We start from the raw sequence: 23,291 nt of genomic DNA on the forward strand, positions 1-23,291 counted from the left end.
GTGAACGCTTCAACGGTACTCCGCGCCCGACTTATTCCCGGGTTCCATTCCCTGCGGCAGCGTCCGCAGATCGATCCACGTCCATGGTATCCGACGTCGGGGTTTCGGGTTACTGCCGTGCTGCCGCGCCGTCCCATCCGCGGGCCGCGGCGGCGGCGAGGTCTCTCAGCTGCGCGTATGCGTCCGACATCGCGAGTTCGACCGATCCGGCGTGGTCCACCAGGGACAGCGCGGCGTCGATGCCCGCACGGTCCAGATCGGCCGCGTCGAGGAGCACCTGTCCGGCGAGGACGAGGGTCGCGATGGCCCGCCTGCGGGCCGCGGCGGCGAGCGCGATCACGAGTTTCCCGCGCAACGACTGCTGGTCGAGGCGGCCTTCCCCGGTGATCACGAGCTGCGCGGAGGCGAGTTGCCGGTCCTGCCGGGTGCGCTGGGCGACCACGTGGGCACCGGATTCGCGGGTACCGCCGAGCGCGAGCAGCGCGGCGCCGATGCCACCTGCGGCGCCGGCGCCGGCCTCCGCCGCGACGTCCCGGGCGGTCACCCGGTGCAGTTGCCCGGCCCACGCGGAGTTCCGGTCCTCGAGGAAGGCGACGGTGCCGGCGTCGGCACCCTTCTGGGGTCCGAACACGTGGGCAGCGCCGTGCTCGCCGAGCAACGGGTGTTCGACGTCGGTCGCGGCCACCAGTTCCACCGCGCGCAGCCGGGCGACCGCGGCGTCGGCGCTGCCGAATCCCTGCGCGAGGGATTCGACGAGGCCGCGGCCGCCGTCGGTGCAGCTGCTGCCGCCGAGACCGACGACGATTCTGTGGGCTCCTGCGTCGAGGGCCGCCATCATGAGCTGCCCGACGCCTCGGCTGTGCGCGTCGCGGGCGGTGCGGGGCGTCGGCGGCCCACCGAGCAGTCCGAGTCCGCAGGCCTGGGCGGATTCGAGGTAGGCGTCGGTGCCGTCGAGGAGCCAGCGAGCGGAGACGTCGACCCCGAGGGGCCCTTCGACCACGGTGGTCCGGATCGTGCCGCCCGCAGCCGCGACCACGTCCACGAAGCCGGGGCCGCCGTCGGACTGCGGGGCCTCGACCAGATGGTCGTCGGGGCGCACCGCCGACCATCCCGCCGCGATGGCGGCGGCCGCTTCGACCGCGGTCAGCGTTTCACCGAACGAGTCCGGTGCGATCAACACTCGCATCGGCGAAGTGTATGGCGACGGCCGCGACCCGGCATTTCGATGTGAGGGCGGTTTTCCACTCGGTGGCGTCTTCCCATAGTCTGGAAGAGTGAAATTGCTACGCCGCGGTGATTCGGACAATTCTGACAAGCGGGACGTCGAGGTCGCCGAGTCGTCCACGGCCCCGGAGGCGGAGTCCGCCGAGCAGACGGGCAAGGGCCGCCCGACCCCCAAGCGACGCGACGCCGAGTCGAAGCGTCGCGGACCGGTGGCGCCCGCGCCCCTGACGGCAAAAGAGGCCCGGGCCCGCAAGAAGGCCACCCGGGGCAGCAAGGAAGAGCGCAAGGTTGCCGCGGCGGAGCGACGCGCCACCGCCGCCGAGCGACGCGCCCGCATGCTCGCCGGCGAGGACAAGTACCTGCTCCCCCGCGACAAGGGCCCCGTCCGCGCGTACGTCCGGGACATCGTCGACGCCCGGCGCAACCTGGTCGGCCTGTTCATGCCGCTGGCACTGGTTCTCATCATGGCGATGTTCGTCAGCCCGGCCCTGCAGGCCATCGTGACACTCGCCATGCTCATCATGATGATGTTCATGGCCATCGAGGGCGTCTGGCTCGGCCGCAAGATCAACAATCAGGTGCGGGAACGCTTCCCGGACACCCCCGACGGCGGTTTCAAGCTCGGCTGGTACGCGTTCGTGCGGGCGTCGCAGATCCGCAAGCTGCGGGCCCCCAAGCCGCGGGTGCGGCCCGGCGACGCCATCTGACGGTCAGTTGTGGGGCGCGCGGTGCGTCTCGGCGAGCAGCCGCCCGAGTTCGGCGTCACGGTCGCGTGACAGGTCCGCCAGGGGATCGGCGGGCCGGAAGAAGTTGTCGCGGTAGCCGTTCCGCAGTCGCGGGTGGAGTGGACCCAGGTGCCGACCGGCGTATGTCACGGCCGCTTGCAGCACGAGGAGAAGTGCAACGAGGACGAGGAATTCGGTCATGGCTGAAATTTTCCGCCCATTCACTTCCCGCCAACAGTGGCGGAATTGACGTTCTTCGTCAAAATACCGCCACGTTGGCGACTTGGTAGCGTTCCCCTCCGTGCCCACCGCCGATTCCCCGGACCTCCCGGGTAGCCCGAACCAGCCCACGCGAACGCTGGTCCTCGGTGGTGCACGGTCCGGTAAATCCGCGCACGCCGAGGAACTGACCCAGTCGCTGGCCGGGGCAGGCCGGGTACGGTACGTCGCCACCAGTCAGCGCGACCCCGACGACCACGACTGGGAGCACCGCGTCGCCGAGCACCGCGATCGGCGCCCGGACAGCTGGGTCACCGTGGAAACCGCGCACCGCCGCGACCTCGCCGATCGCCTGCGGTCCGCCACCGACGCGGCGGCCACCCTCGTCGACGATCTCGGCACCTGGCTCACCGTCGAACTCGACGGCGCCGCGGCCTGGGATTCGCCGCGGGGCACCATCGGTCCCCGCACGGACGACCTCGTCGGAGCCGTCCGCGACTACCGCGGGGCACTCGTGCTGGTGACTCCCGAGGTGGGCCTCGGCGTCATCCCCGAGACCCGGTCGGGTCGTCTGTTCCGCGACGAGATCGGCACCCTCAACGCGCGACTCGCGCAGGTCTGCGATCGCGTGGTCCTCGTCGTGGCCGGCCTGACCATGACCCTGAAAGACGATCCCGCACGTCCGTCGTGCGGGGCCGATTCCACTCGAGCGAGAGGCCAAGCGTGACCAGCGAGTCCGTGAGCACCGACCCCGGTCGGTTCGAACCCGTCACCCCACCCGACGAAGGGGTGCGCGCGCAGGCCGAGGCCCGGCAGCTTCAGCTCACCAAACCGGCAGGATCGCTCGGGCGCCTGGAGACGCTCGCCTGCTGGGCCGCAGCCTGCCAGGGCGTCTGCCCGCCGGCCCCGTTCGCGCGGGCACGCGTGGTGGTGTTCGCCGGCGACCACGGAGTCGCGCGCACCGGTGTCTCGGCGTATCCGCCCGAGGTGACGGCCCAGATGGTCGCCAACTTCGTCGGCGGTGGGGCGGCCGTCAACGCTCTCGCGAACCGGGCGGGCGCGAGCGTGCGCGTCGTCGACCTGTCGGTGGACGGCGATACGGATCCGACGGTGTCCGCGTTCAAGATTCGGCGCTCTTCGGGGGCGATCGACCGCGAGGACGCGCTCACGCACGATGAGACCCTGCAGGCCATCGAAGCCGGGCGATCGATCGCCGACTCCGAAATCGATTCCGGCGCAGACCTGTTGATCGCCGGTGACATGGGAATCGGCAACACCACACCGGCCACCGTTCTCATCGCGGCGCTGACGGACACCGAACCGGTTGCGGCAGTGGGCCGGGGCACCGGCGTCGACGACGCCGGCTGGATCCGGAAGACGGCGGCGATCCGCGACGCGATGCGCCGCGCCCGGCCGGTGGTCCGGGACACGGTGGCACTCCTGCGCACGGTGTCGGGCGCCGACCTCGCCGCGATGGCCGGGTTCCTCGCGCAGGCCTCCGCCCGCAAGACCCCGGTGATCCTCGACGGCGTCGTCGTGACCGCGGCCGCGATGGTTGCGGAGGAATTGGCGCCCGGCGCCCGCGCGTGGTGGCTGGCCGGCCACCGTTCCACCGAACCGGCGCACACGATCGCGCTGAAGCATTTGCACCTCGACCCCCTCCTCGAACTCGACATGCGCCTGGGCGAGGGGTCCGGCGCCGTCACCGCGCTGCCGATCCTGCAGGGCGCCGTCGCGACGCTCGCGGAGATGGCGACGTTCGCGGAGGCCGGGGTCAGCACCCGCGACGCCGAAGTCGGCGACGACAGCGGGACCGACTCCGCCGCCGATACCGCGGGCTGACCGTGACGGGCGTGCTGCTCGCCTTCTCCTGGCTGACGGTTCTCCCCCTGCGCGGACCGGATTCCGTCGACCGTGCGGCGGGCCGCCGCGCGATCCGGGCGGCGCCCGTGACCGGTATCGCGCTGGGTGCCCTGGCCGCGGGCCTTCTGTGGGGGCTCGTCTCCGCGGGTCTCGACCCCGCCCTCGCCGGCCTGGTCGCGGTCGGGGCGCATGCCCTCGCCACCCGCGGTATGCACGTCGACGGCCTGTCCGACACGGTCGACGGGCTCGGCTGTTACGGGCCGCCGGAGCGGGCGCGGGCGGTGATGCACAGCGGCGGCGCGGGCCCGTTCGGGGTGTGCGCCCTCGTGATCTGCCTGGGCGCGCAGGGGCTGGCGTTCGGATCTCTCGCCGCCGCAGGACAGTTCGCGTGCGTGGCCGTCGCCATGGCAGCGGGGCGGGTCGCGGTCGTGTTCGCCTGCCGCCGCGGAATCCCGGCGTCCTCCACGGAAGGGTTCGGCGCGCTGGTCGCCGAAACCCAATCACCGTGGTCCGGACTCGCCTGGACCGTTCCGCTCCTCGCGGCAGCGGCATGGTGCACGTCGCCGTGGTGGCAGGGACCGGTCGTCGTGACCGCCGCACTGACGCTCACCGCACTGCTGGTCGCCCACTGCGTCCGGCGATTCGCCGGCATGAACGGTGACGTGCTCGGAGCCGCGCTCGAGATCACCGTCACCGTCTCGGCGATCGGTCTCGCTTTCTGAGCGACCGCCGTACCCGGCTCAGCGCAGTTTGGTCATCCAGCCGTGGGTGTCGGCGAACGTTCCCCGCTGAATTCCGGTCAACGTGTCGCGCAGCGCCATGGTGACCTCGCCGGGCTCGCCGTCGGCGATCGTGAATTCGCCTTCGGCGGACTTGACCCGGCCGACGGGCGTGATGACCGCCGCCGTACCGCACGCGAACACCTCGGTGATCTCGCCGGACTTCGTCTTGGTGCGCCATTCGTCGGTGCTGATCCGCCGCTCCTCCACCGCGAAACCGGCGTCGATCGCGAGAGTCAGCAGCGAATTGCGGGTGATCCCCGGCAGCAGCGAACCGGACAGGGACGGCGTCACGAGGCGGGCGTCGGATCCGGAGCCGAACACGAAGAAGAGGTTCATGCCGCCCATCTCCTCGACGTACGACCGCTCGATCGCGTCGAGCCACACCACCTGGTCGCAACCCTCGTCGGCGGCCTGCGCCTGCGCGAGGAGCGAGGCCGCGTAGTTGCCGGCGAACTTGGCGGCACCGGTGCCGCCGGGTGCGGCCCGGACGTACTCCGTCGACAGCCACACGCTGACCGGCTTCACTCCCCGCGGGAAGTACGCGCCCGCGGGCGAGGCGATCAGCAGGTAGCGGTACTCGTCCGCCGGGCGCACGCCGAGACCGGCCTCGGTGGAGAACATGAACGGACGCAGGTACAGCGCGTCCTCACCGCCGGCCGCGGGCACCCACTCGTGATCCAGCTCGAGCAGTTCGGTGATCGACTTGACGAACAACTCCTCCGGCAGCTCCGGCATCGCGAGACGGCGAGCCGACGTCGCGAGGCGCTCGGCGTTCGCTTCGATCCGGAACGTCGAGATGCCGCCGTCGGGCTGCCGGTACGCCTTCAGGCCCTCGAAAATGGCCTGTCCGTAGTGCAGGACCATCGCGGCGGGGTCGAGCTGGAGCGGCCCGTACGGCTCCACCTTGGCGTCGTGCCAGCCGAGCTCCGTGGAGTAGGTGATCGACGCCATGTGGTCCGTGAAGTACCGGCCGAATCCGGGCGCCGCCAGTATCTCTCGCCGTGCCTCGTCGGAGGTGGGGGCGGGATGCGGGACGCGAACGAACTCGGTGACACCTGTCATGCCCGTGATCTTATCGAACGCCTTCCGCCGCCCCGCCGCCGACAGGTCGTCCCCGGCAGGTGCCTACTTGGTGTTGATCTCCACGAACGGCGGAGACACCACCTCGGCGCGCAACGAGCGCCCCCGGACGTCCACGGAGATCTCGTCACCGGCCGACACCCCGGACCCGGAATCGAGCAGCGCCAGCGCGATCCCGACCTTGAGCGTGGGCGAGAACGTGCCCGACGTGGTCTCGCCGATCGGCTCGCCGTCGCGGAGCACGGTCTGTCCGGCCCGCAGAACCCCGCGATCCAGCGCCTTGATGCCCCACAGTTTGCGGGCCGGGCCGGACGCCTTCTCGTCGGCGAGGGTCTCCCTGCCCCAGAACTTCGGCTTCGTCCAGCCGATCGCCCAGCCGCATCGCGCCTCGAGCGGGGAGATCTCCAGCGACAGCTCGTGCCCGTGCAGCGGGTACCCCATCTCGGTGCGCAACGTGTCCCGGGCGCCGAGACCGGCGACCTGGCCGCCGCGGGCGCGAACCTGCTCGACCGCCGCCCGGAACAGCTTCTCGCTGTCCTCCCAGCGTGGCAGCAACTCGAACCCGATCTCGCCGGTGTATCCGCTGCGGCAGACACGGACGGGAACGCCGTCCCAGGTGGCGTCCGCGAAGGCCATGTACTCGATGTCGGTGGGCAGGCCGAGCGCGGTGAGCACGTCCACCGACTTCGGCCCCTGCACGGCGATCACGCCGAAGTCCCGGTGCTGGTCCTCCACCGTGACCCCGTCGGGGGCCGCGGCGGTCAGCGCCGCGACCACGTCCGCGGTGTTGGCCGCGTTGGGGACGAGGAACACCTCGTCGGGACTCACGTAATACGCGATCAGATCGTCGATCACCCCACCGGACGGCGTGCAGCACAGCGTGTACTGCGCCTTGCCGGGACCGATCTTGCCGAGGTCGTTGGTGAGCGCCGAGTTCACGAAGGCGGCGGCGCCGGTGCCCCGCACGAGAGCTTTGCCGAGGTGGCTGACGTCGAACACTCCGACCGATTCGCGGACCGCGGTGTGCTCGACCACGGTGCCGGCGTACGACACGGGCATCTCCCAGCCACCGAACGGAGCGAACGTGGCCCCGAGTTCGACGTGGACGGCGTGGACGGGGCCCTGCGACAACTGCTCCTCGGTCATGCGCCTCAACCTATCGGACCATCGGGCGCACCGCGTAGACGACGGCGGCGGAGCACTACCATCGGGACGGACGTCGGCCACCCGACACCACCCGCCCCCGAACTGCTGCAGGAGAGACACCGTGAGCACTCGCACAGCCCGACCCCTCGGACCACAACTCGCGCTGGCCGGCACCGTCGGCAAGCGCGTGGACGTGTTGGTGATCGGACTGACGTCGAGCTCGGACGGCCCCGAGATCGCGCTCGGCGACGGCATCGTCGACGAAGCGGTACTGACCGGCCTGCTCGACACGCTGGTCGCGGTCGGCGCGTCGGGGAAGGCCGAGGAAACCACCCGCATCCCGGCACCCGACACGCTTCCGGTCGACAGCGTGCTGGCGGTCGGACTCGGTTCGGCCGAGAAGCTCGACGCCGAGCAGATCCGCAAGTCCGCGGGCGCCGCAGCACGGACGCTCAGCGGCGTCGGGACCGCCGCAACCACTCTGTCCGTGCTCGATCTCGGTGCCGCAGCAGAAGGTTTCGCACTCGGCGCGTACCGGTTCACCGAGTTCAAGTCCGCGAAGTCCGCCCCCGGGCCCGACGCGCAGCCCGTCGCCCGGGTGGAGCTGCTGGTGTCGTCCCCGCGGGCGAAGGAGTCGAAGGACACCCTCGCGCGCTCCGCGGCGATCGCCGAAGCCGTCGCCACCGCACGCGAATTCGTCAACACTCCCCCGAGCCACCTCTTCCCCGCCGAATTCGCCGACCGTGCAAAGGAACTCGGCACCGACTCCGGACTGAAGGTCGAGGTCCTGGACGAGAAGGCACTCGAAAAGAACGGGTACGGCGGCATCCTCGGCGTGGGCAAGGGCTCGTCCCGGCTGCCGCGACTGGTCCGCCTCAGCTATTCCGCCAAGAAGCGGAACGCCCCCAAGGTCGCGCTCGTCGGCAAGGGCATCACGTTCGACACCGGCGGCATCTCCATCAAGCCCGCCGCGGGCATGGAGAACATGACGTCCGACATGGGCGGCGCCGCAGCCGTTGTCGCCACCGTCGTCCTCGCCGCCAAACTCGGACTGCCCGTCGACGTCACCGCCACCGTCCCGATGGCCGAGAACATGCCGTCGTCCACCGCGCAGCGCCCCGGCGACGTACTCACCCAGTACGGCGGAACCACTGTCGAGGTCATCAACACCGACGCGGAGGGCCGCCTCGTTCTCGCCGACGCCATCGTCCGCGCCTGCGAGGACGACCCCGACTACCTGATCGACACGGCGACGCTCACGGGCGCGCAGATGGTGGCACTGGGCAACCGGACCCCCGGTGTCATGGGCACCGACGCGTTCCGCGACCGCGTCGCCGCCATCTCCCAGGAGATCGGCGAGAACGCATGGGCCATGCCGATGCCCGCCGAACTGCGCTCGGACCTCGACTCGAAGATCGCCGACCTCGCCAACGTCACGAATCACCGCTGGGGCGGCATGCTCGCGGCGGCCCTGTACCTGAAGGAGTTCGTCGCCGACGGCGTCCAGTGGGCGCACATCGACGTCGCCGGACCGGCCTACAACTCGTCGGGACCGTGGGGCTACACCGGACGCGGCGGCACCGGCGTGCCCGTGCGGACCATGATCTCGGTGATCGAAGACATCGCCGCCCACGGCTAGGCGCTCCGCGCCCGTGCGCCTTTCTGGTTGTTCCCGCTACCAGAAAGGCGCACGGGCCCGAAGGGCCTACAGGTCGCGTTCGCGCTCGCGCTTGCGCTCGATGCGGCGCCGTGCGTCGTGGTCGCGCATCCGCTGCGGGTAGCCGGTCTTTCGGACGTCGTAGACCGGGATGCGCAGATCCTCCCCGAGTTTGCGGGCGCCGCGTTCACCGCCCACCCGGCGCCGGGTCCATTCGCCGTCCGCCGCGACGAGCACGACGGTGACTTCGGTCACTGTCGTCCGAGGCTCCACGTACGCCTCCACACCGAGGTGGGTGCGAGACCAGTTCGCGAGATGGGCGGCATCCTCGGGTGACGCCTGAGATCGGCTGGACCGAGGCCGCGAGAATCGGTCGAACAACCCCACGTCGAGCCTCCTCGAGTGCGTGCGCGGGACGGCGCCCGCGCTGTCCTCCAAGTTTGCCAGCGAACGTCCGGTTTCCGCCGCACACGAAAACTACCGGCCAGTAGCGATTACGTCGCGACACACCGGAGTCCCCGACGGGTCCCCCTCGACGGACGCGCCCGTCGGATCAATGGAAAGATGTGGAGCGCCGACACAGCGAGTGGGTGACGACGAATCGGAATTACCTGCAAGTAGACGCAAGACACGTGCATCTCGAGCACAATGGTTCACGACCACAAGTCGACAAAATTCAACAACCCGAACACAACTGTCGAGGAGTCAAAAGACATGGCCTTCTCCGTCCAGATGCCAGCGCTTGGTGAGAGTGTCACCGAGGGAACTGTCACGCGGTGGCTCAAGCAGGAAGGAGACACGGTCGAAGTTGACGAACCCTTGCTCGAAGTCTCCACGGACAAGGTGGACACGGAAATCCCGTCTCCCGTGGCCGGCGTTCTCAGCAAGATCGTTGCTCAGGAAGACGACACCGTCGAAATCGGTGGCGAGCTTGCCGTGATCGGCGACGCCGGTGAGGCTCCCGCTTCCGACTCCGCACCCGCACCCGCCGCCGAGGAGCCCGCCGCTGAGCCGGCTCCCGCCGCGGAGGCACCGGCCGCAGAGGCCGCACCCGCAGCGTCCGGCGGCGGTTCCGCCGAGGGCACCCCGGTGAACATGCCCGAACTGGGCGAGTCCGTCACCGAGGGCACCGTCACCCGCTGGCTCAAGGCCGTCGGCGACGAGGTCGCCGTGGACGAGCCGCTCGTCGAGGTGTCCACCGACAAGGTCGACACGGAGATCCCGTCGCCCGTCGCAGGCACGCTCCTCGAGATCAGCGCGGAAGAGGACGACACCGTCTCCGTCGGCGGCCGGCTCGCCGTCATCGGTTCGGGTGCGCCCGCCGCCAAGCCGGAGCCGAAGCCCGAGCCCACCCCCGAGCCCGCGAAGCCCGCTCAGTCCCCGGAGCCGGCGAAGCCCGAGCCCGCCAAGAGCGCACCGGCTCCGGCCGCCGCACCGGCAGCATCCGCGCCTGCTCCCGCCGCCGCGGCACCCGCTCCCGCAGCAACGTCCGGAGACAGCACCCCGTACGTCACCCCGCTGGTGCGCAAGCTCGCCGCGGACAACGGCGTCGACCTGTCCTCGGTGACGGGCACCGGAGTCGGTGGCCGCATCCGTAAGCAGGACGTTCTCGCTGCCGCCGAGGCCAAGAAGGCCCCGGCCGCCGCTGCAGCGCCCGCTGCCGCACCGGCCGCCGCCGCTGCTCCCGCCGCCGCCTCCGCCGGGGTCCGCCCCGAGCTGGCGCACCTGCGCGGAACCACGCAGAAGGCCAACCGGATTCGCCAGATCACGGCCACGAAGACCCGGGAGTCGCTGCAGACCACGGCGCAGCTCACCCAGACCTTCGAGGTCGACGTCACCCGGATCGCGGCTCTGCGTGCGCAGGCCAAGAACACCTTCCTCGAGCGCGAGGGCGTCAAGCTGACGTTCCTCCCGTTCTTCGCGAAGGCCGTCGTCGAGGCGCTGAAGTCGCACCCGAACATCAACGCCAGCTACGACGAGGCGAACAAGCAGATCACCTACTACGACGCCGAGCACCTGGGCTTCGCGGTCGACACCGAGCAGGGTCTGCTGTCTCCGGTCGTCCACAACGCCGGCGACCTGTCGCTGGCCGGCCTGGCCCGCGCGATCGCGGACATCGCCAAGCGCGCCCGCTCCGGTGGGCTCAAGCCGGACGAGCTGTCCGGGGGCACGTTCACGATCACGAACATCGGCAGCCAGGGCGCCCTGTTCGACACCCCGATCCTCGTGCCGCCGCAGGCCGCGATGCTCGGAACCGGTGCGATCGTCAAGCGTCCCGTGGTCGTGACCGACGAGTCCGGCAGTGAGAGCATCGGCGTCCGCTCGATGTGCTACCTGCCGCTCACCTACGATCACCGTCTCGTCGACGGTGCCGACGCCGGCCGCTTCCTGACCACGATCAAGCAGCGTCTGGAGCAGGGAGCGTTCGAGGCCGACCTGGGTCTGTAGATCCGTCACCGGACTTCGAGCCGAACGTAGTTTCGCAGGGGCACCATTTCCACCCGGGATGGTGCCCCTGCGCTGTGAAGGAGGCTGTTGCACATGCGCGTGGTCATCGCCGGATCCTCCGGGCTGATCGGCACCGCTCTCGTCTCGTCTCTCCGCGGCGACGGCCACGACGTCGTGCGTCTCGTCCGTCGATCGTCCGCGGGTCCCGACGAGTCCCGCTGGGATCCGCAGAAGGACCGGCTCGACACGGGGATCCTGTCGGACGCCGACGCCGTCGTGAACCTGTGCGGTGTCGGGATCGGCGACAAACGCTGGACCGGGGCGTACAAGCAACTGATCCGGGACAGCCGGATCGCCGCCACCGACGTCCTGGCCGAGGCCGTCGCCGAGGCCGGGGTGCCCGTGCTCGTGAATGCGAGCGCGGTCGGCTACTACGGCGACACCGGCGACCGTGTCGTCGACGAGACCTCGCCGTCCGGGACGGGTTTCCTCGCGGACACCTGCCGCGACTGGGAGGCGGCGACAGCCCCCGCCGGGGACTCGAAGGTCCGGACGGTGCGGCTGCGCAGCGGCATCGTCCTGTCTCCGCACGGCGGCCTGCTCGGCCGGCTGAAGACGCTGTACTCGTTCGGGCTCGGCGGCCGGCTCGGGAACGGCCGTCAGTACCTGTCGTGGATCTCGTTGGAGGACGAGGTCGATGCGATCAAGTTCGTGCTCTCCCGCGACGACGTGGCCGGTCCCGTGAACGTCACCGGCCCGGCGCCGGTCACCAACGCGCAGTTCAACGGCGCGGTCGCGCGGACGATGCACCGCCCCGCCCCGTGGATCGTGCCCGGTTTCGCGCTCAGCGCGCTGGTGGGCGAGTTCGCGCAGGAAGGCATCCTGGCCGGACAGCGCGCGATCCCGACGGTGCTCGAGAACGCGGGATTCCGGTTCCGGCACAACACCATCGGGGAAGCGCTCGACGCCGCCCTCGTGCAGTGAACCCGGCTCGTGGCGGTTGGGCCGCCGCCCCGGCGTAACCTCTAGCGCATGAGCAGCGCGACACAATCCGCCCGTTTCAGCCCCTCCCCGATCTCCGTCGAACACCTCGGCACGATCGGGTACGTCGACGCCTGGGACCGACAGCGCGAGCTGGCGGCCGAACGCGCCGAGAACCTGGGCGCCGACACGCTGCTCCTGCTCGAACACCCCGCCGTCTACACCGCGGGACGGCGCACCGAACCGGAGGATCGTCCCACCGACGGCACCCCCGTCATCGACGTCGACCGCGGCGGGAAGATCACCTGGCACGGCCCGGGACAGCTGGTGGGGTACCCGATCGTCAAGCTCGCCGAACCGGTCGACGTCGTGCGGTACGTCCGCAGGCTCGAGCAGGCGCTGATCTCCGTGTGCACCGACCTCGGCATCGACTGCGGCCGGGTGGACGGCCGCTCCGGAGTGTGGTTGCCCGCGTCCCTCGACAACGGGCAGTGGCTGCCCGAGCGGAAGGTCGCGGCGATCGGGGTGCGGGTGCAGCGCGGTGTCGCCCTGCACGGCTTCTCGCTCAACTGCAACTCCGTCCTGACGGGATTCGACGCGATCATCCCGTGCGGCATCCGTGACGCCGGGGTGACGTCGCTGTCGCGGGAACTGGGCCGCGACGTCACGGTCGAGGAGGTCACGCCGGCCGTCACCGCGGCTGTCGTGGCTGCGCTCGACGGCGCTCTCCCCGTGACCGACCACGACATCGAACGGGTCACGTTCGATTCCGCCACGGCCGAGAAGACGGCCGCCGCCCCCACCTTCACTACTGTTCAGTACGGTTGACGACCGCTCCCCGGCCCGCCGTGCGCGTCGGGCCGGGCGTAGCATCGTTCGCGTGACTGTGGCCCCAGAAGGACGCAAATTGCTCCGCCTCGAGATCCGAAACGCGGAGACTCCGATCGAACGCAAACCGAACTGGATCAAGACGAGAGCGAAGATGGGCCCGGAATACTCCGAGCTCAAGGGCCTCGTCAAACGCGAGGGTTTGCACACCGTCTGCGAAGAAGCCGGCTGCCCCAACATCTACGAATGCTGGGAAGACCGCGAGGCAACCTTCCTCATCGGCGGTGAGCAGTGCACCCGCCGCTGCGACTTCTGCCAGATCGACACCGGCAAACCCACCGATCTCGACCGCGACGAGCCCCGCCGCGTCGCCGAATCCGTGCAGGCGATGGGACTGCGGTACTCCACCATCACCGGCGTCGCCCGCGACGACCTCCCCGACGGCGGCGCCTGGCTCTACGCCGAGACCGTCCGCCAGATCCACCACCTCAACCCCGGCACCGGCGTCGAGAACCTCATTCCGGACTTCAACGGCAAGCCGGACCTGCTCGCCGAGGTGTTCGACTCCCGCCCCGAGGTCCTCGCCCACAACCTCGAGACCGTGCCCCGCATCTTCAAGCGGATCCGCCCCGCGTTCCGGTACGAGCGCTCCCTCGGCGTGATCACCGCCGCCCGCGACTTCGGGCTGGTCACCAAGTCGAACCTGATCCTCGGCATGGGCGAGACCCCCGAAGAGGTCCACCAGGCGATGCTCGACCTGCACGCCGCCGGCTGCGACATCCTCACCATCACCCAGTACCTGCGCCCCTCGCCCCGGCACCACCCCGTCGAACGGTGGGTCAAGCCCGAGGAGTTCGTCGAGCACTCCAAGGCCGCCGAGGAGATCGGCTTCGCCGGCGTCATGGCCGGACCGCTCGTGCGCTCGTCGTACCGCGCCGGCCGCCTCTACGCGCAGGCGATGGCCCACCACGGCCGCGAATTGCCTGCTGGACAGGCGCATCTCACCGAAAGCGGTGACGCCTCGCAGGAGGCGAGTTCCCTCATGGCGCGCCTCGCCCGCTGACCGCGGCGCGTGCGCGGTGATCGACACCGGACGGGTCATCACCGCGCACGGCCAGGGACGTATCCTGAAGAGCATGGCGAACGGCAGTAAATCCGGTAAAGCGGGCAAACCCAGTAAAGAAGCAAAGGCGGCCGCCAAGGCAGCCCGCAGGCAGGCGTCGAAGGAACGCAGGACCCAGCTCTGGCAGGCGTTCCAGATGCAGCGCAAGGAAGACAAGCTGCTGTTGCCGCTCATGCTCGGCACACTCGTCGGACTCGCGGTGGTGTTCTTCCTCGTCGGCCTGATCTGGGGCCTGCAGTGGTTCCTCCTCCCGATCGGTCTCCTGCTCGGCGTGCTCGGTGCGTTCATCATCTTCGGCCGGCGTGTGCAGAAGACGGTGTACGGCAAGGCCGAGGGGCAGGCCGGTGCGGCCGCATGGGCGCTCGACAACATGCAGGGCTCCTGGCGCGTGACGAGCGCGGTCGCGGGCACCACCCAGCTCGACGCCGTTCACCGCGTGATCGGACGCCCTGGCGTCATCCTGGTCGCGGAGGGATCACCGCAGCGCGTGAAGTCGCTCCTCGCCCAGGAGAAGAAGAAGACGGCGCGCCTCGTCGGCGACACCCCGATCTACGACATCGTCATCGGCAACGACGAGGGCCAGGTTCCGCTGTCGCAGCTCCAGAAGCACCTGAACAAGCTCCCCAAGAACATCGACACCAAGAGGATGGACGCCATCGAGTCGCGGCTCGCCGCGCTCAGCAGCCGCGGTGGCGGCGCCGCACTGCCCAAGGGTCCGATGCCCGGCGGCGCGAAGATGCGCGGCGTGCAGCGCACCATCCGTCGCCGCTAGAAGCCGGTCGCCTTCCACCTGGTCCGCGTCACACCTACTCCGCCCGATGTCGAATGCGACATCGGGCGGAAGACGTTCGAGGGTCAGCGCGTGCGAATCAGCGCGGTGCCGGTGGCGCGGTCCTGCATGCCGCGACCGTCGATGTCCGTGATGGTGCCGGGCACGACGAACACGAGCAGCGCCTGACGCACCAGGGCCCGCACGAGGCCGACGCGGGCGGGGCCGTCCACCCGCGCCACCTGCATACCGAGGAACAGCTGCCCCGGCGTGAAGGAGAACAGCGTGACCGTGGCGACACCGACGACGAACCACACCAGCAGTGTGATCGTGGAGAACGGGCCCTCGAAGAAGTTGTCGCCGATGATCAGGGCCGCGACTCCCGCCGACGACACCCAGTCGATCATCAGCGCGGCGAGACGGCGTCCCGTGCTCGCGAGCGAACCGGGGCCCTCCGCCTGCAACCCGAGGCGCTCGCCCCGGAAGGACTGCGTCGTCTCGTCGGCGCCGTCCGGCAGTGCAGCCGAAGGTCCGGAGAGCCAAGAACCGGTGATACGTGCCATGCTGTCCAGGATAGGCGTCGTCTCTCCGAGGACCTCACACCGGAGCTTTGGGCTGTGTGCGCAGTCACAGCCGGTGCAAAAGCCCAGGAAGATTCGACGTGTAACACGGGCGAAACAAAAGGTTGACCGGCGGGCAACACCAAGTCCATACCGTCTGGCTCGACGAATTTCGCCAATATCCACTTGGCTGAAGCGACTTAAGGAGCACAAGCGTGGCGTTCACCACGGCCGAAGAGGTCATCAAGTTCATCAAGGACGAGAACGTCGAGTACGTCGACATCCGGTTCAGTGACCTGCCCGGCGTGCAGCAGCACTTCTCGATCCCCGCGTCCGCGTTCAACCAGGACGTGTTCGAGGACGGCCTCGCGTTCGACGGTTCGTCCGTCCGCGGCTTCCAGTCGATCCACGAATCCGACATGATGCTCCTCCCCGACGTCGCCACCGCCCAGATCGACCCCTTCCGCGCCGCCAAGACGCTGAACATCAACTTCTTCGTGCACGACCCGTTCACGCGTGAGTCCTACAGCCGCGACCCGCGTAACGTCGCGCGCAAGGCCGAGGAATACCTGAAGTCGACCGGCATCGCCGACACCGCCTTCTTCGGCGCCGAGGCCGAGTTCTACATCTTCGACTCGGTCCGCTACGACTCCGGCATCAACGGCGCGTTCTACGAGCTCGACTCCATCTCGGGTTCCTGGAACACCGGCAACGACGTGAACGCCGACGGCAGCCCCAACCTGGGCTACAAGGTCCGCCCCAAGGGTGGATACTTCCCCGTCGCTCCGTACGACCACTACGTCGACCTGCGCGACGAGATCTCCACCAACCTGCAGAACGCGGGCTTCGAGCTCGAGCGCGGCCACCACGAGGTGGGCACCGGCGGCCAGCAGGAGATCAACTACAAGTTCAACACGCTGCTCGCTGCGGCTGACGACCTGCAGCTGTTCAAGTACATCGTGAAGAACACGGCGTGGCAGCACGGCAAGTCGGCCACCTTCATGCCGAAGCCGCTGTTCGGCGACAACGGGTCGGGCATGCACGTCCACCAGTCGCTGTGGAAGGACGGCAAGCCGCTGTTCCACGACGAGGCCGGCTACGCGGGTCTGTCCGACATGGCGCGTCACTACATCGGCGGCATCCTGCACCACGCACCGTCGCTGCTGGCGTTCACCAACCCGACGATCAACTCGTACCACCGCCTGGTGCCGGGCTACGAAGCCCCCATCAACCTCGTGTACAGCCAGCGCAACCGCTCCGCGGCCGTGCGGATCCCGATCACCGGCAACAACCCGAAGGCCAAGCGCCTCGAGTTCCGCGCCCCCGACTCCTCGGGTAACCCCTACCTGAACTTCGCGGCGCAGATGATGGCCGGCCTGGACGGCATCAAGAACAAGATCGAGCCGCAGGCTCCCGTCGACAAGGACCTCTACGAGCTCCCGCCGGAGGAGGCCCGCAACATCCCGCAGGCTCCCACCAGCCTGTCGGCCGTCATCGACCGCCTCGAGGCCGATCACGACTACCTCACCGAGGGTGGCGTGTTCACGTCCGACCTGATCGAGACGTGGATCTCGCTCAAGCGTGAGCAGGAGATCGCCCCGGTCAATCTGCGTCCGCACCCCTACGAGTTCCAGCTGTACTACGACGTGTAAGTCGTAAGGCGCCCGCCGACACGCGGGCCGGTACGTCCTGACGAGCCCATCCGTGGCGCCGGCTGTTGCAGCCGGCGACATGGGTGGGCTCGTCTGCGTCGCGGGTTCCACGTGTGCGGGCGCACCCCGAACCCGCACGCCCCGGCAGTCCGCAGTCGTATGATCCAGGGAACCGACCGCACGGACCGTTGCGGGACGTTCACGTGAAGACTGTCGGGAAACTTGCTCCGTTCTCCATCCCCATGGGTCGAGAAGCAGGTGGTGCGGGATGTCAGTGCCCACGACGCCGACCGGCGTCCCGGTGCCGCGCCGTGTCGTGGTCATCCTGCTGCTGGTGATTCCGCTCAGCCAGATTCCGCTCGACATCTACACGCCGGCGCTGCCGCAGATGGTGCTCGATCTGGACTCGTCCGCGGCCGTCGTGCAGAACACGGTGACGGCGTACATGCTGGGCATGAGTCTGGCGTTCATCCCGGTCGGCCTGATCGCGGATGCGGTGGGCCGCAAACGAACTCTGCTGACCTGCCTCGCGATCCTCGTCGTCACCAGTGTGGGATGCGCACTCGTGCAGAACATCACGGTCCTGCTCGGGCTGCGATTCGTGCAGGGCATCGGTGGGTGTGCGTGCCTCGTCCTCGCGTATGCGATCGCCGCCGACTGCTACCGCGGCGCCCGGCTCACGTCCGTGTCCGGTCTCCTCGGGGCGGCGTGGGGGCTGGCCCCGGTGCTCGCGCCCGCCGTGGGCGGTGTGCTCGTGCAGTTCATCTCGTGGCGTCTGGTGTTCGGGCTGATCGCGCTTCTGGCGGCGCTCGCCGTTCCCCTCGTCGTCGCGGGACTGCCGGAGACGCTTCCCGAGGAATCGCGTTCACCGGTCGACGCGACCGCCGCGGCGCGGGTGTTGCGGGTCGCACTGCGCCACCGCATCTTCGTGGGCTTCGTGCTCGTGTTCGGACTGATGGCGTCCGCCCAGATGGTGTTCGGTGTCGTCGCACCGTTCCTGTACCAGGAGATCCTCGGCTTCTCCCCCGCCGCGTACGGCGCGATCGCGCTCGTCGTGGGCGGCGCCAACCTCCTCGGCGAACTCGCCTGCAGCGCACTCGCGGTTCGGGTCGGCACCCGGCGGCTCGCTTTCGGGGCCTGGTGGGTGTTCGTGCTCGGCGCGCTGATACTGGCCGTCACGGCCGGGATGTCCGTCGTCACCGCACCGGCCATCACGATCGGCGCCTGCCTCGCACTCGCCGGGTGCGGCGTGCTCTGCCCGCAGATGTACGGGCTGGCTCTCGGGCTGTTCACTCGCAATCTCGGGCTGATCGGCGGCGTCGTCACCGCCGCCTGCTACCTCGTAGTCAGCGCGGCGATGGCCGTCGCGGGCGTGCTGCCGGAGAACAGCCAGGCACCGCTCGGCTGGCTCTACCTCGCTCTCGGCGCCGGCGCCGGAATTCTGCTCCTGCTCACCACATCCGCGCGGCGGTCCGACAGTTCCCCCGCCGAGGCGCCCGCACCACGAACCGACCGGAGGTGATCTCGCGTGCCGCACCCGAGTCCGCACAGCCCAGCCGCATCCCCGGTGTCGGTGATCTTCCAGCGCCGGATCGACGACGCCCGCTACACCGAGTACTCGCAATGGCAGAAACGCGCGGCGGACGCGCTCGCGACGGTTCCGGGTTTCATCGATCAGGACATCGTGCCGCCGTCGCCACCCGTGCAGGACGACTGGGTGGACGTGCTGCGGTTCACCACCCTCGACGACGCCCGGGCGTGGCTCGACAGCGATCTGCGAACGGAACTGGTGGCGGAGATCAAGCACGCCTTCATCGGCAACGAGGACGTCCACCTGCTCACCGGCGAGCAGACCCGGGAGCAGTCGGCGACGTCGGTGGTCATCTCCTGTCACGTCGACCCCTCGGACGAGTCGGCGTTCATGGACTGGCAGCGGAAGATCTCCGCCGCCGAGGCAGGGTTCCGGGGGTTCCGGGGGCACAAGGTCGAACGGCCGGTGCAGGGAATCACCGAGGACTGGACGATCGTGCTCAGCTTCGACACCGAGGACAACCTGGGGTCGTGGATGGATTCACCGGAGCGGGCCGCCCTCCTGGAGGAGGGTGAGAAGTTCAACAGGAATCTCCGGATCCGCAAAGCGAGCTACGGTTTCGACTTCTGGTTCCGCGGTACCGGCGGCGACGAACCGCCCCCGGTGCCCGTCGCCCGCAGCAACCTCCTGGCGCTGCTGGTGCTGTACCCGCTGGTCGTGATCTGGGGTCATTTCTTCAGCGCACCGTTCATCGAGGCGCACGGTGTGCCGATCGCCGTCGCCCTGTTCATCGGGAACCTGGTCACCACCCAGGTCCTCGGGTGGTGGGCGGTTCCCGCGGCGTTCAAGGCGTTCGGGTGGTGGATGGACCCGGCGATCCCGGCCCGGCGGCGGAATCTGGGCTACGCCGTCATGGTCGTGCTGTTCGCGATCTCGATCGGCGTGTGCACCCTGCTGTTCATGATCCCCACGACCTGACGCCAGTTTCCCGATTCACCTGCGTGATGTCCGGGTACATAGCACTGTGAAGGACCGAGGTCTGTTTTCACATCTGGAGAAAGGTGTGCGCGGTTGGACATGCAGCAACTGTGGGACTTCGTCTCCGCCAGGAAACAGCAGCTTCTCACCGACTCGCTCCTGCACGTCAGTGCCGTCGTGCAGTCGGTGGTCATCGCCACGATCGTCGCGGTGGCGATCGGGATCCTGGTGTACCGGAGCCCCGCCGGGTCCGCGATCGCGACCGCCCTGGCCGGCACGATCCTCACCATCCCGTCGTTCGCCCTGCTCGGCCTGCTCATCCCGATCCTGGGACTCGGTGTGGCGCCCACCGTGACCGCCCTGGTGCTGTACGCGCTGCTGCCGATCATCCGGAACACCATCCTCGGACTCGCGTCCGTCGACCCCGCCGTCACCGACGCCGCCCGCGGCGTGGGGATGAGCCGCACGACGGTGCTGAGCAGAATCGAACTCCCCCTCGCGTGGCCGTCGATCCTGACGGGCATGCGGGTGAGCACGCAGATGCTGATGGGCATCCTCGCGATCGCCGCCTACGCCAAGGGTCCCGGGCTCGGCAACCTCATCTTCTCGGGACTGTCCCGCGTCGGCAGCCCGACAGCGATACCGCAGGCCCTCACGGGGACCGTGCTCATCGTGATCCTCGCCCTCGTACTCGACGGCATCCTCGCCGTCGTCGGCCGACTCACCACCTCCAGGGGGATCCGTGACTGATCTCGATACACCTCACACCAACGGCAGCACGGTCTCGGGCGTGGACATCGTCCTCGAAGACGTGGTCAAGAGTTATCCCGGCCAGGAAAAGGCGGCGGTCGACAACGTGTCGATGCGCATCCCCGCCGGCGAGATCGTCGTCCTCGTCGGCCCGTCCGGCTGCGGGAAGACCACCACGATGCGGATGATCAACCGGCTCATCGAACCGACTTCGGGGAAGATCACGATCGGCGGCAAGGACGCCCTGTCCATCGACCCCGACAAGCTGCGGCGCGGCATCGGCTACTCGATTCAGCAGGCCGGGCTGTTCCCGCACCTGACCATCGCCAAGAACGTCGGCACCGTCCCCGGGCTCATCGGCTGGGACAAGAAGAAGATCGCCGACCGCACCGACGAGATGCTCGACCTCGTCGGACTCGAGCCGGGCCTCTACCGCGAGCGCTACCCCCGCCAGTTGTCGGGCGGTCAGCAGCAGCGGGTGGGGGTGGCGCGGGCACTGGCCGCCGATCCCCCGGTGCTGCTGATGGACGAGCCGTTCGGCGCGGTCGACCCGATCACGCGCGGGCTGCTGCAGGACGAGTTGATGCGGCTGCAGTCCGATCTCGGCAAGACCATCGTGTTCGTAACGCACGATTTCAACGAGGCGGTCAAGCTGGGAGACCGGATCGCGGTGCTCGGCAACCAGTCGCACATCATGCAGTACGACACACCGGAGGCGATCCTCGCCCATCCCGCCAACGACATGGTGGCCGGGTTCATCGGCGCCGACGCGTCATTGAAGCAGCTGACCCTCACCCGGGTGGCGGAGGTCGAACTCCTCGACTGCCCGACCGCGTACGAGGACGGCTCGGTGGACGAACTGCGGGCGGCGATCTCACCCCGCAAGATCAAGTGGGGCATCCTCCTGGACGCGCGGGATCGCCCGATCCGCTGGGTGTCGCTCCACCATCTGGCCACCGCCACGTCGCTGCACGACATCGGCGACCCCATCGACGAGGTGATGTCCACCCAGTCGACGCTGCAGGACGCCCTCGAGGCACTGCTGGCGGAGAGCAGCGCCTCGACGATCGTCACGGGACGGAGGGGCGAGTACCGCGGACTCATCACGATCGACACCCTGGTGGCGCACCTGTCCGCGATGCGTGAGGAACATGCCCACGACGACGAGGTCGGCGAGCCGGAGCAGAACGGGGCGAGCGAGGGCGGGACACCGTCATGACGGCCGCCGTCACCACGAAGCCCACCGCCCAGGCCGCCCGGCGTTCGGAGCGGGCCCGCCTGCTGGTCCAGCCGATCCTCGTCCTGTTCCTGGTGGTGGGTGTGCTCGGCTGGGCGTTCAGCCGAGACCTCACCGCCACACAGAAGGGCAGTCTCAACGCCGCGAACATCGCGACCCTCACGTGGCAGCACGTGCTGATCACCGTGGTCGTCGTGGTGATCGTCGTCATCGTCGCAGTCCCGCTCGGGATCCTGCTGACGCGGCCCGGGTTCACCAAGCTGGCACCGGTCTTCGTCGGAATCGCGAACATCGGGCAGGCCGCGCCGGCCATCGGTCTGCTCGTGCTGCTGTTCCTCGCGACGGGGACCACCGGCTTCTGGATCGGGGTGCTGCCCATCGCGTTCTACTCGCTCCTACCCGTGCTGCGGAACACGATCCTCGGTCTGCAGGAGGTCAATCCCGCGGTCATCGACGCCGGTCGGGGGCAGGGCATGACGGCCGGTCTCGTCCTGCGCAAGGTCGAGTTCCCGCTCGCCGTCCCATACATCCTCGCGGGGCTGCGCACGTCGCTGGTCCTCGCGGTGGGCACCGCGACGCTCAGTTTCCTCGTCAGCGCCGGCGGTCTCGGTATCCTCATCGACACCGGATACAAGCTGCGCGACAACGTGACTCTGGTCGTGGGAGCCGTCCTCGCGGTCGCGCTGGCGCTGCTCGTCGACTGGTGCGGCGCGCTGGCCGAGGAGTTCCTCGGCCCGAAGGGGCTGCGCTGATGAACCTCCTGCGGAAGGCGATCGCCGCGACGGCAGTGACGTTCTGCGGGGTACTCGCAGTGTCCTGCGGCCTCGAATCCGGAGGCGCCCTGCCGCTGTCGGTGGAACCGGGCAGCATCCAGCCCGTGCCCGAACTCGAGGGCGTCGCGATCACCGTCGGGTCCAAGGACTTCACCGAGCAGGTCACCCTCGGATACATCATCGAATTCGCGCTCAGCGCCGCGGGCGCCGACGTGCGCGACCTCACCAACATCCAGGGGTCCAACAGCACGCGCGACGCCCAGCTGGACGGTCAGATCGACGTCACCTACGAGTACACCGGGACCGGGTGGATCAACTACCTCGGCAACGAGATTCCGATCCCCGACCCGACCGCGCAGTTCGAGGCCGTCCGCGACGAGGACCTCGAACGCAACGGCATGGTGTGGGTGGATCCCGCCCCGATGAACAACACGTACGCGCTCGCGATGAGCAGGCAGACCGCCGAGGAGACCGGGATCACCACGCTGTCGGAGTACGCGGACCTGGTCAACCGCGACCCCGCCGCAGCGACGACGTGCGTGGAGACCGAGTTCAACGTCCGCCAGGACGGGTTCCCGGGCATGGCCGCCAAGTACGGCTTCGATCCGGCCCGCGCGAACCGCCAGATCCTGCAGACCGGCATCATCTATCAGGCCACCGCGGACGGAACCCAGTGCAAGTTCGGTGAGGTGTTCACGACGGACGGCCGCATCATCGCGCTCGATCTGGTGCTGCTGGAAGACGATCGCCAGTTCTTCCCGAAGTACAACCCGGCGATCACGATGCGCAAGGATTTCGCCGAGGCGCACCCGCAGGTGGCGGAGGTGATGGCCCCGATCTCCGCGGCCCTGACCAACGAGGAGATCACCGAACTGAACCGGCGGGTCGACGTGGAGGGCGAGGAACCGGCCGATGTGGCCCGGGACTGGCTGGTGCAGAAGGGATTCGTCACGCTCCCGTGACGG

23 protein-coding genes are annotated in these 23,291 nt (G+C 69.1%); 17 read left to right on the top strand and 6 right to left on the bottom strand.

Features of this window, described 5'->3' with window-relative positions; all coding sequences use genetic code 11:
• Positions 1 to 109: 109 nt before the first annotated feature.
• On the bottom strand, positions 110 to 1,186 hold the full coding sequence (locus ROP_RS04210) for a glycerate kinase family protein (RefSeq protein WP_012688109.1): 1,077 nt from the start codon (positions 1,184 to 1,186) through the stop codon (positions 110 to 112).
• Positions 1,187 to 1,274: 88 nt separating this feature from the next.
• On the opposite strand from ROP_RS04210, the gene ROP_RS04215 reads away from it, so the two are divergent.
• The gene (locus ROP_RS04215; RefSeq protein WP_012688110.1) at positions 1,275 to 1,931 is read left to right on the top strand and encodes a DUF3043 domain-containing protein; all 657 of its coding nucleotides are present in this window, start codon (positions 1,275 to 1,277) and stop codon (positions 1,929 to 1,931) included.
• A 3-nt stretch (positions 1,932 to 1,934) separates the two neighbouring features.
• Here ROP_RS04215 and ROP_RS04220 read toward each other — a convergent pair whose 3' ends face one another.
• Positions 1,935 to 2,150 (bottom strand): hypothetical protein, encoded by a 216-nt coding sequence (locus tag ROP_RS04220; RefSeq protein ID WP_043824203.1) that lies wholly within the window; start codon positions 2,148 to 2,150, stop codon positions 1,935 to 1,937.
• Positions 2,151 to 2,250: 100 nt separating this feature from the next.
• Between ROP_RS04220 and cobU the strand changes: the two genes are divergently transcribed.
• From cobU to ROP_RS04235, 3 genes are read left to right on the top strand one after another with little or no spacing between them, the layout of a single operon-like run.
• A complete protein-coding gene (gene cobU, locus ROP_RS04225) occupies positions 2,251 to 2,895 on the top strand; it encodes a bifunctional adenosylcobinamide kinase/adenosylcobinamide-phosphate guanylyltransferase (protein ID WP_012688111.1) in 645 nt (214 codons plus the stop codon).
• Positions 2,892 to 4,010, top strand: a complete 1,119-nt coding sequence (gene cobT / locus ROP_RS04230; protein WP_012688112.1) for a nicotinate-nucleotide--dimethylbenzimidazole phosphoribosyltransferase — start codon at positions 2,892 to 2,894, stop codon at positions 4,008 to 4,010. Before cobU ends, cobT begins: the two co-directional genes overlap by 4 nt.
• A 2-nt stretch (positions 4,011 to 4,012) precedes the next feature.
• The gene (locus ROP_RS04235; RefSeq protein ID WP_012688113.1) at positions 4,013 to 4,753 is read left to right on the top strand and encodes an adenosylcobinamide-GDP ribazoletransferase; all 741 of its coding nucleotides are present in this window, start codon (positions 4,013 to 4,015) and stop codon (positions 4,751 to 4,753) included.
• 18 nt (positions 4,754 to 4,771) lie between these two features.
• On the opposite strand, the gene ROP_RS04240 is transcribed toward ROP_RS04235, so the two are convergent.
• Together ROP_RS04240 and gcvT are read right to left on the bottom strand one after the other, a co-directional pair.
• Complete coding sequence (locus tag ROP_RS04240; protein WP_012688114.1) at positions 4,772 to 5,875, bottom strand: branched-chain amino acid aminotransferase; 1,104 nt, start codon at positions 5,873 to 5,875, stop codon at positions 4,772 to 4,774.
• A 63-nt stretch (positions 5,876 to 5,938) separates the two neighbouring features.
• Entirely contained in the window at positions 5,939 to 7,039 is a 1,101-nt protein-coding gene (gene gcvT / locus ROP_RS04245) for a glycine cleavage system aminomethyltransferase GcvT (protein ID WP_012688115.1), read from the bottom strand.
• A 121-nt stretch (positions 7,040 to 7,160) separates the two neighbouring features.
• On the opposite strand from gcvT, the gene ROP_RS04250 reads away from it, so the two are divergent.
• Positions 7,161 to 8,678 carry a leucyl aminopeptidase gene (locus ROP_RS04250; protein WP_012688116.1) on the top strand — a complete coding sequence of 506 codons (1,518 nt, stop codon included), beginning with the start codon at positions 7,161 to 7,163 and terminating at the stop codon, positions 8,676 to 8,678.
• A gap of 66 nt (positions 8,679 to 8,744) precedes the next feature.
• On the opposite strand, the gene ROP_RS04255 is transcribed toward ROP_RS04250, so the two are convergent.
• On the bottom strand, positions 8,745 to 9,083 hold the full coding sequence (locus ROP_RS04255) for a hypothetical protein (protein ID WP_012688117.1): 339 nt from the start codon (positions 9,081 to 9,083) through the stop codon (positions 8,745 to 8,747).
• Between the two features lie 327 nt (positions 9,084 to 9,410).
• On the opposite strand from ROP_RS04255, the gene sucB reads away from it, so the two are divergent.
• The 5 genes from sucB (at position 9,411) to ROP_RS04280 (ending at position 14,848) form a co-directional block, all read left to right on the top strand.
• Entirely contained in the window at positions 9,411 to 11,144 is a 1,734-nt protein-coding gene (sucB, locus tag ROP_RS04260) for a 2-oxoglutarate dehydrogenase, E2 component, dihydrolipoamide succinyltransferase (RefSeq protein WP_043824205.1), read from the top strand.
• 93 nt (positions 11,145 to 11,237) lie between these two features.
• Complete coding sequence (locus tag ROP_RS04265) at positions 11,238 to 12,128, top strand: TIGR01777 family oxidoreductase (RefSeq protein ID WP_043824207.1); 891 nt, start codon at positions 11,238 to 11,240, stop codon at positions 12,126 to 12,128.
• A 48-nt stretch (positions 12,129 to 12,176) separates the two neighbouring features.
• Positions 12,177 to 12,953, top strand: a complete 777-nt coding sequence (gene lipB, locus ROP_RS04270; protein WP_012688120.1) for a lipoyl(octanoyl) transferase LipB — start codon at positions 12,177 to 12,179, stop codon at positions 12,951 to 12,953.
• A gap of 52 nt (positions 12,954 to 13,005) precedes the next feature.
• Positions 13,006 to 14,016, top strand: coding sequence for a lipoyl synthase (gene lipA, locus ROP_RS04275; RefSeq protein WP_012688121.1), 1,011 nt, complete (start codon positions 13,006 to 13,008; stop codon positions 14,014 to 14,016).
• 73 nt (positions 14,017 to 14,089) lie between these two features.
• Entirely contained in the window at positions 14,090 to 14,848 is a 759-nt protein-coding gene (locus tag ROP_RS04280) for a DUF4191 domain-containing protein (protein ID WP_012688122.1), read from the top strand.
• A gap of 83 nt (positions 14,849 to 14,931) precedes the next feature.
• Here the strand turns inward: ROP_RS04280 and ROP_RS04285 are convergent, their stop codons facing one another.
• Positions 14,932 to 15,408, bottom strand: a complete 477-nt coding sequence (locus ROP_RS04285; RefSeq protein WP_012688123.1) for an RDD family protein — start codon at positions 15,406 to 15,408, stop codon at positions 14,932 to 14,934.
• 212 nt (positions 15,409 to 15,620) lie between these two features.
• Between ROP_RS04285 and glnA the strand changes: the two genes are divergently transcribed.
• The 7 genes from glnA (at position 15,621) to ROP_RS04320 (ending at position 23,288) form a co-directional block, all read left to right on the top strand.
• Positions 15,621 to 17,057 carry a type I glutamate--ammonia ligase gene (glnA, locus tag ROP_RS04290; protein WP_005247755.1) on the top strand — a complete coding sequence of 479 codons (1,437 nt, stop codon included), beginning with the start codon at positions 15,621 to 15,623 and terminating at the stop codon, positions 17,055 to 17,057.
• A gap of 268 nt (positions 17,058 to 17,325) precedes the next feature.
• Positions 17,326 to 18,579, top strand: coding sequence for a multidrug effflux MFS transporter (locus tag ROP_RS04295; RefSeq protein WP_012688124.1), 1,254 nt, complete (start codon positions 17,326 to 17,328; stop codon positions 18,577 to 18,579).
• Positions 18,580 to 18,585: 6 nt separating this feature from the next.
• The gene (locus tag ROP_RS04300) at positions 18,586 to 19,566 is read left to right on the top strand and encodes an antibiotic biosynthesis monooxygenase (RefSeq protein ID WP_012688125.1); all 981 of its coding nucleotides are present in this window, start codon (positions 18,586 to 18,588) and stop codon (positions 19,564 to 19,566) included.
• Between the two features lie 99 nt (positions 19,567 to 19,665).
• On the top strand, positions 19,666 to 20,316 hold the full coding sequence (locus ROP_RS04305; protein WP_012688126.1) for an ABC transporter permease: 651 nt from the start codon (positions 19,666 to 19,668) through the stop codon (positions 20,314 to 20,316).
• Complete coding sequence (locus ROP_RS04310; RefSeq protein ID WP_012688127.1) at positions 20,309 to 21,535, top strand: ABC transporter ATP-binding protein; 1,227 nt, start codon at positions 20,309 to 20,311, stop codon at positions 21,533 to 21,535. Before ROP_RS04305 ends, ROP_RS04310 begins: the two co-directional genes overlap by 8 nt.
• Positions 21,532 to 22,305, top strand: coding sequence for an ABC transporter permease (locus tag ROP_RS04315; RefSeq protein ID WP_012688128.1), 774 nt, complete (start codon positions 21,532 to 21,534; stop codon positions 22,303 to 22,305). Before ROP_RS04310 ends, ROP_RS04315 begins: the two co-directional genes overlap by 4 nt.
• Positions 22,305 to 23,288 carry a glycine betaine ABC transporter substrate-binding protein gene (locus tag ROP_RS04320; protein WP_012688129.1) on the top strand — a complete coding sequence of 328 codons (984 nt, stop codon included), beginning with the start codon at positions 22,305 to 22,307 and terminating at the stop codon, positions 23,286 to 23,288. Before ROP_RS04315 ends, ROP_RS04320 begins: the two co-directional genes overlap by 1 nt.
• The last annotated feature ends 3 nt before the right edge of the window (positions 23,289 to 23,291 follow it).

Source organism: Rhodococcus opacus B4, from assembly GCF_000010805.1.
In the GTDB taxonomy this organism is placed as follows: Bacteria; Actinomycetota; Actinomycetes; order Mycobacteriales; family Mycobacteriaceae; genus Rhodococcus_F; species Rhodococcus_F opacus_C.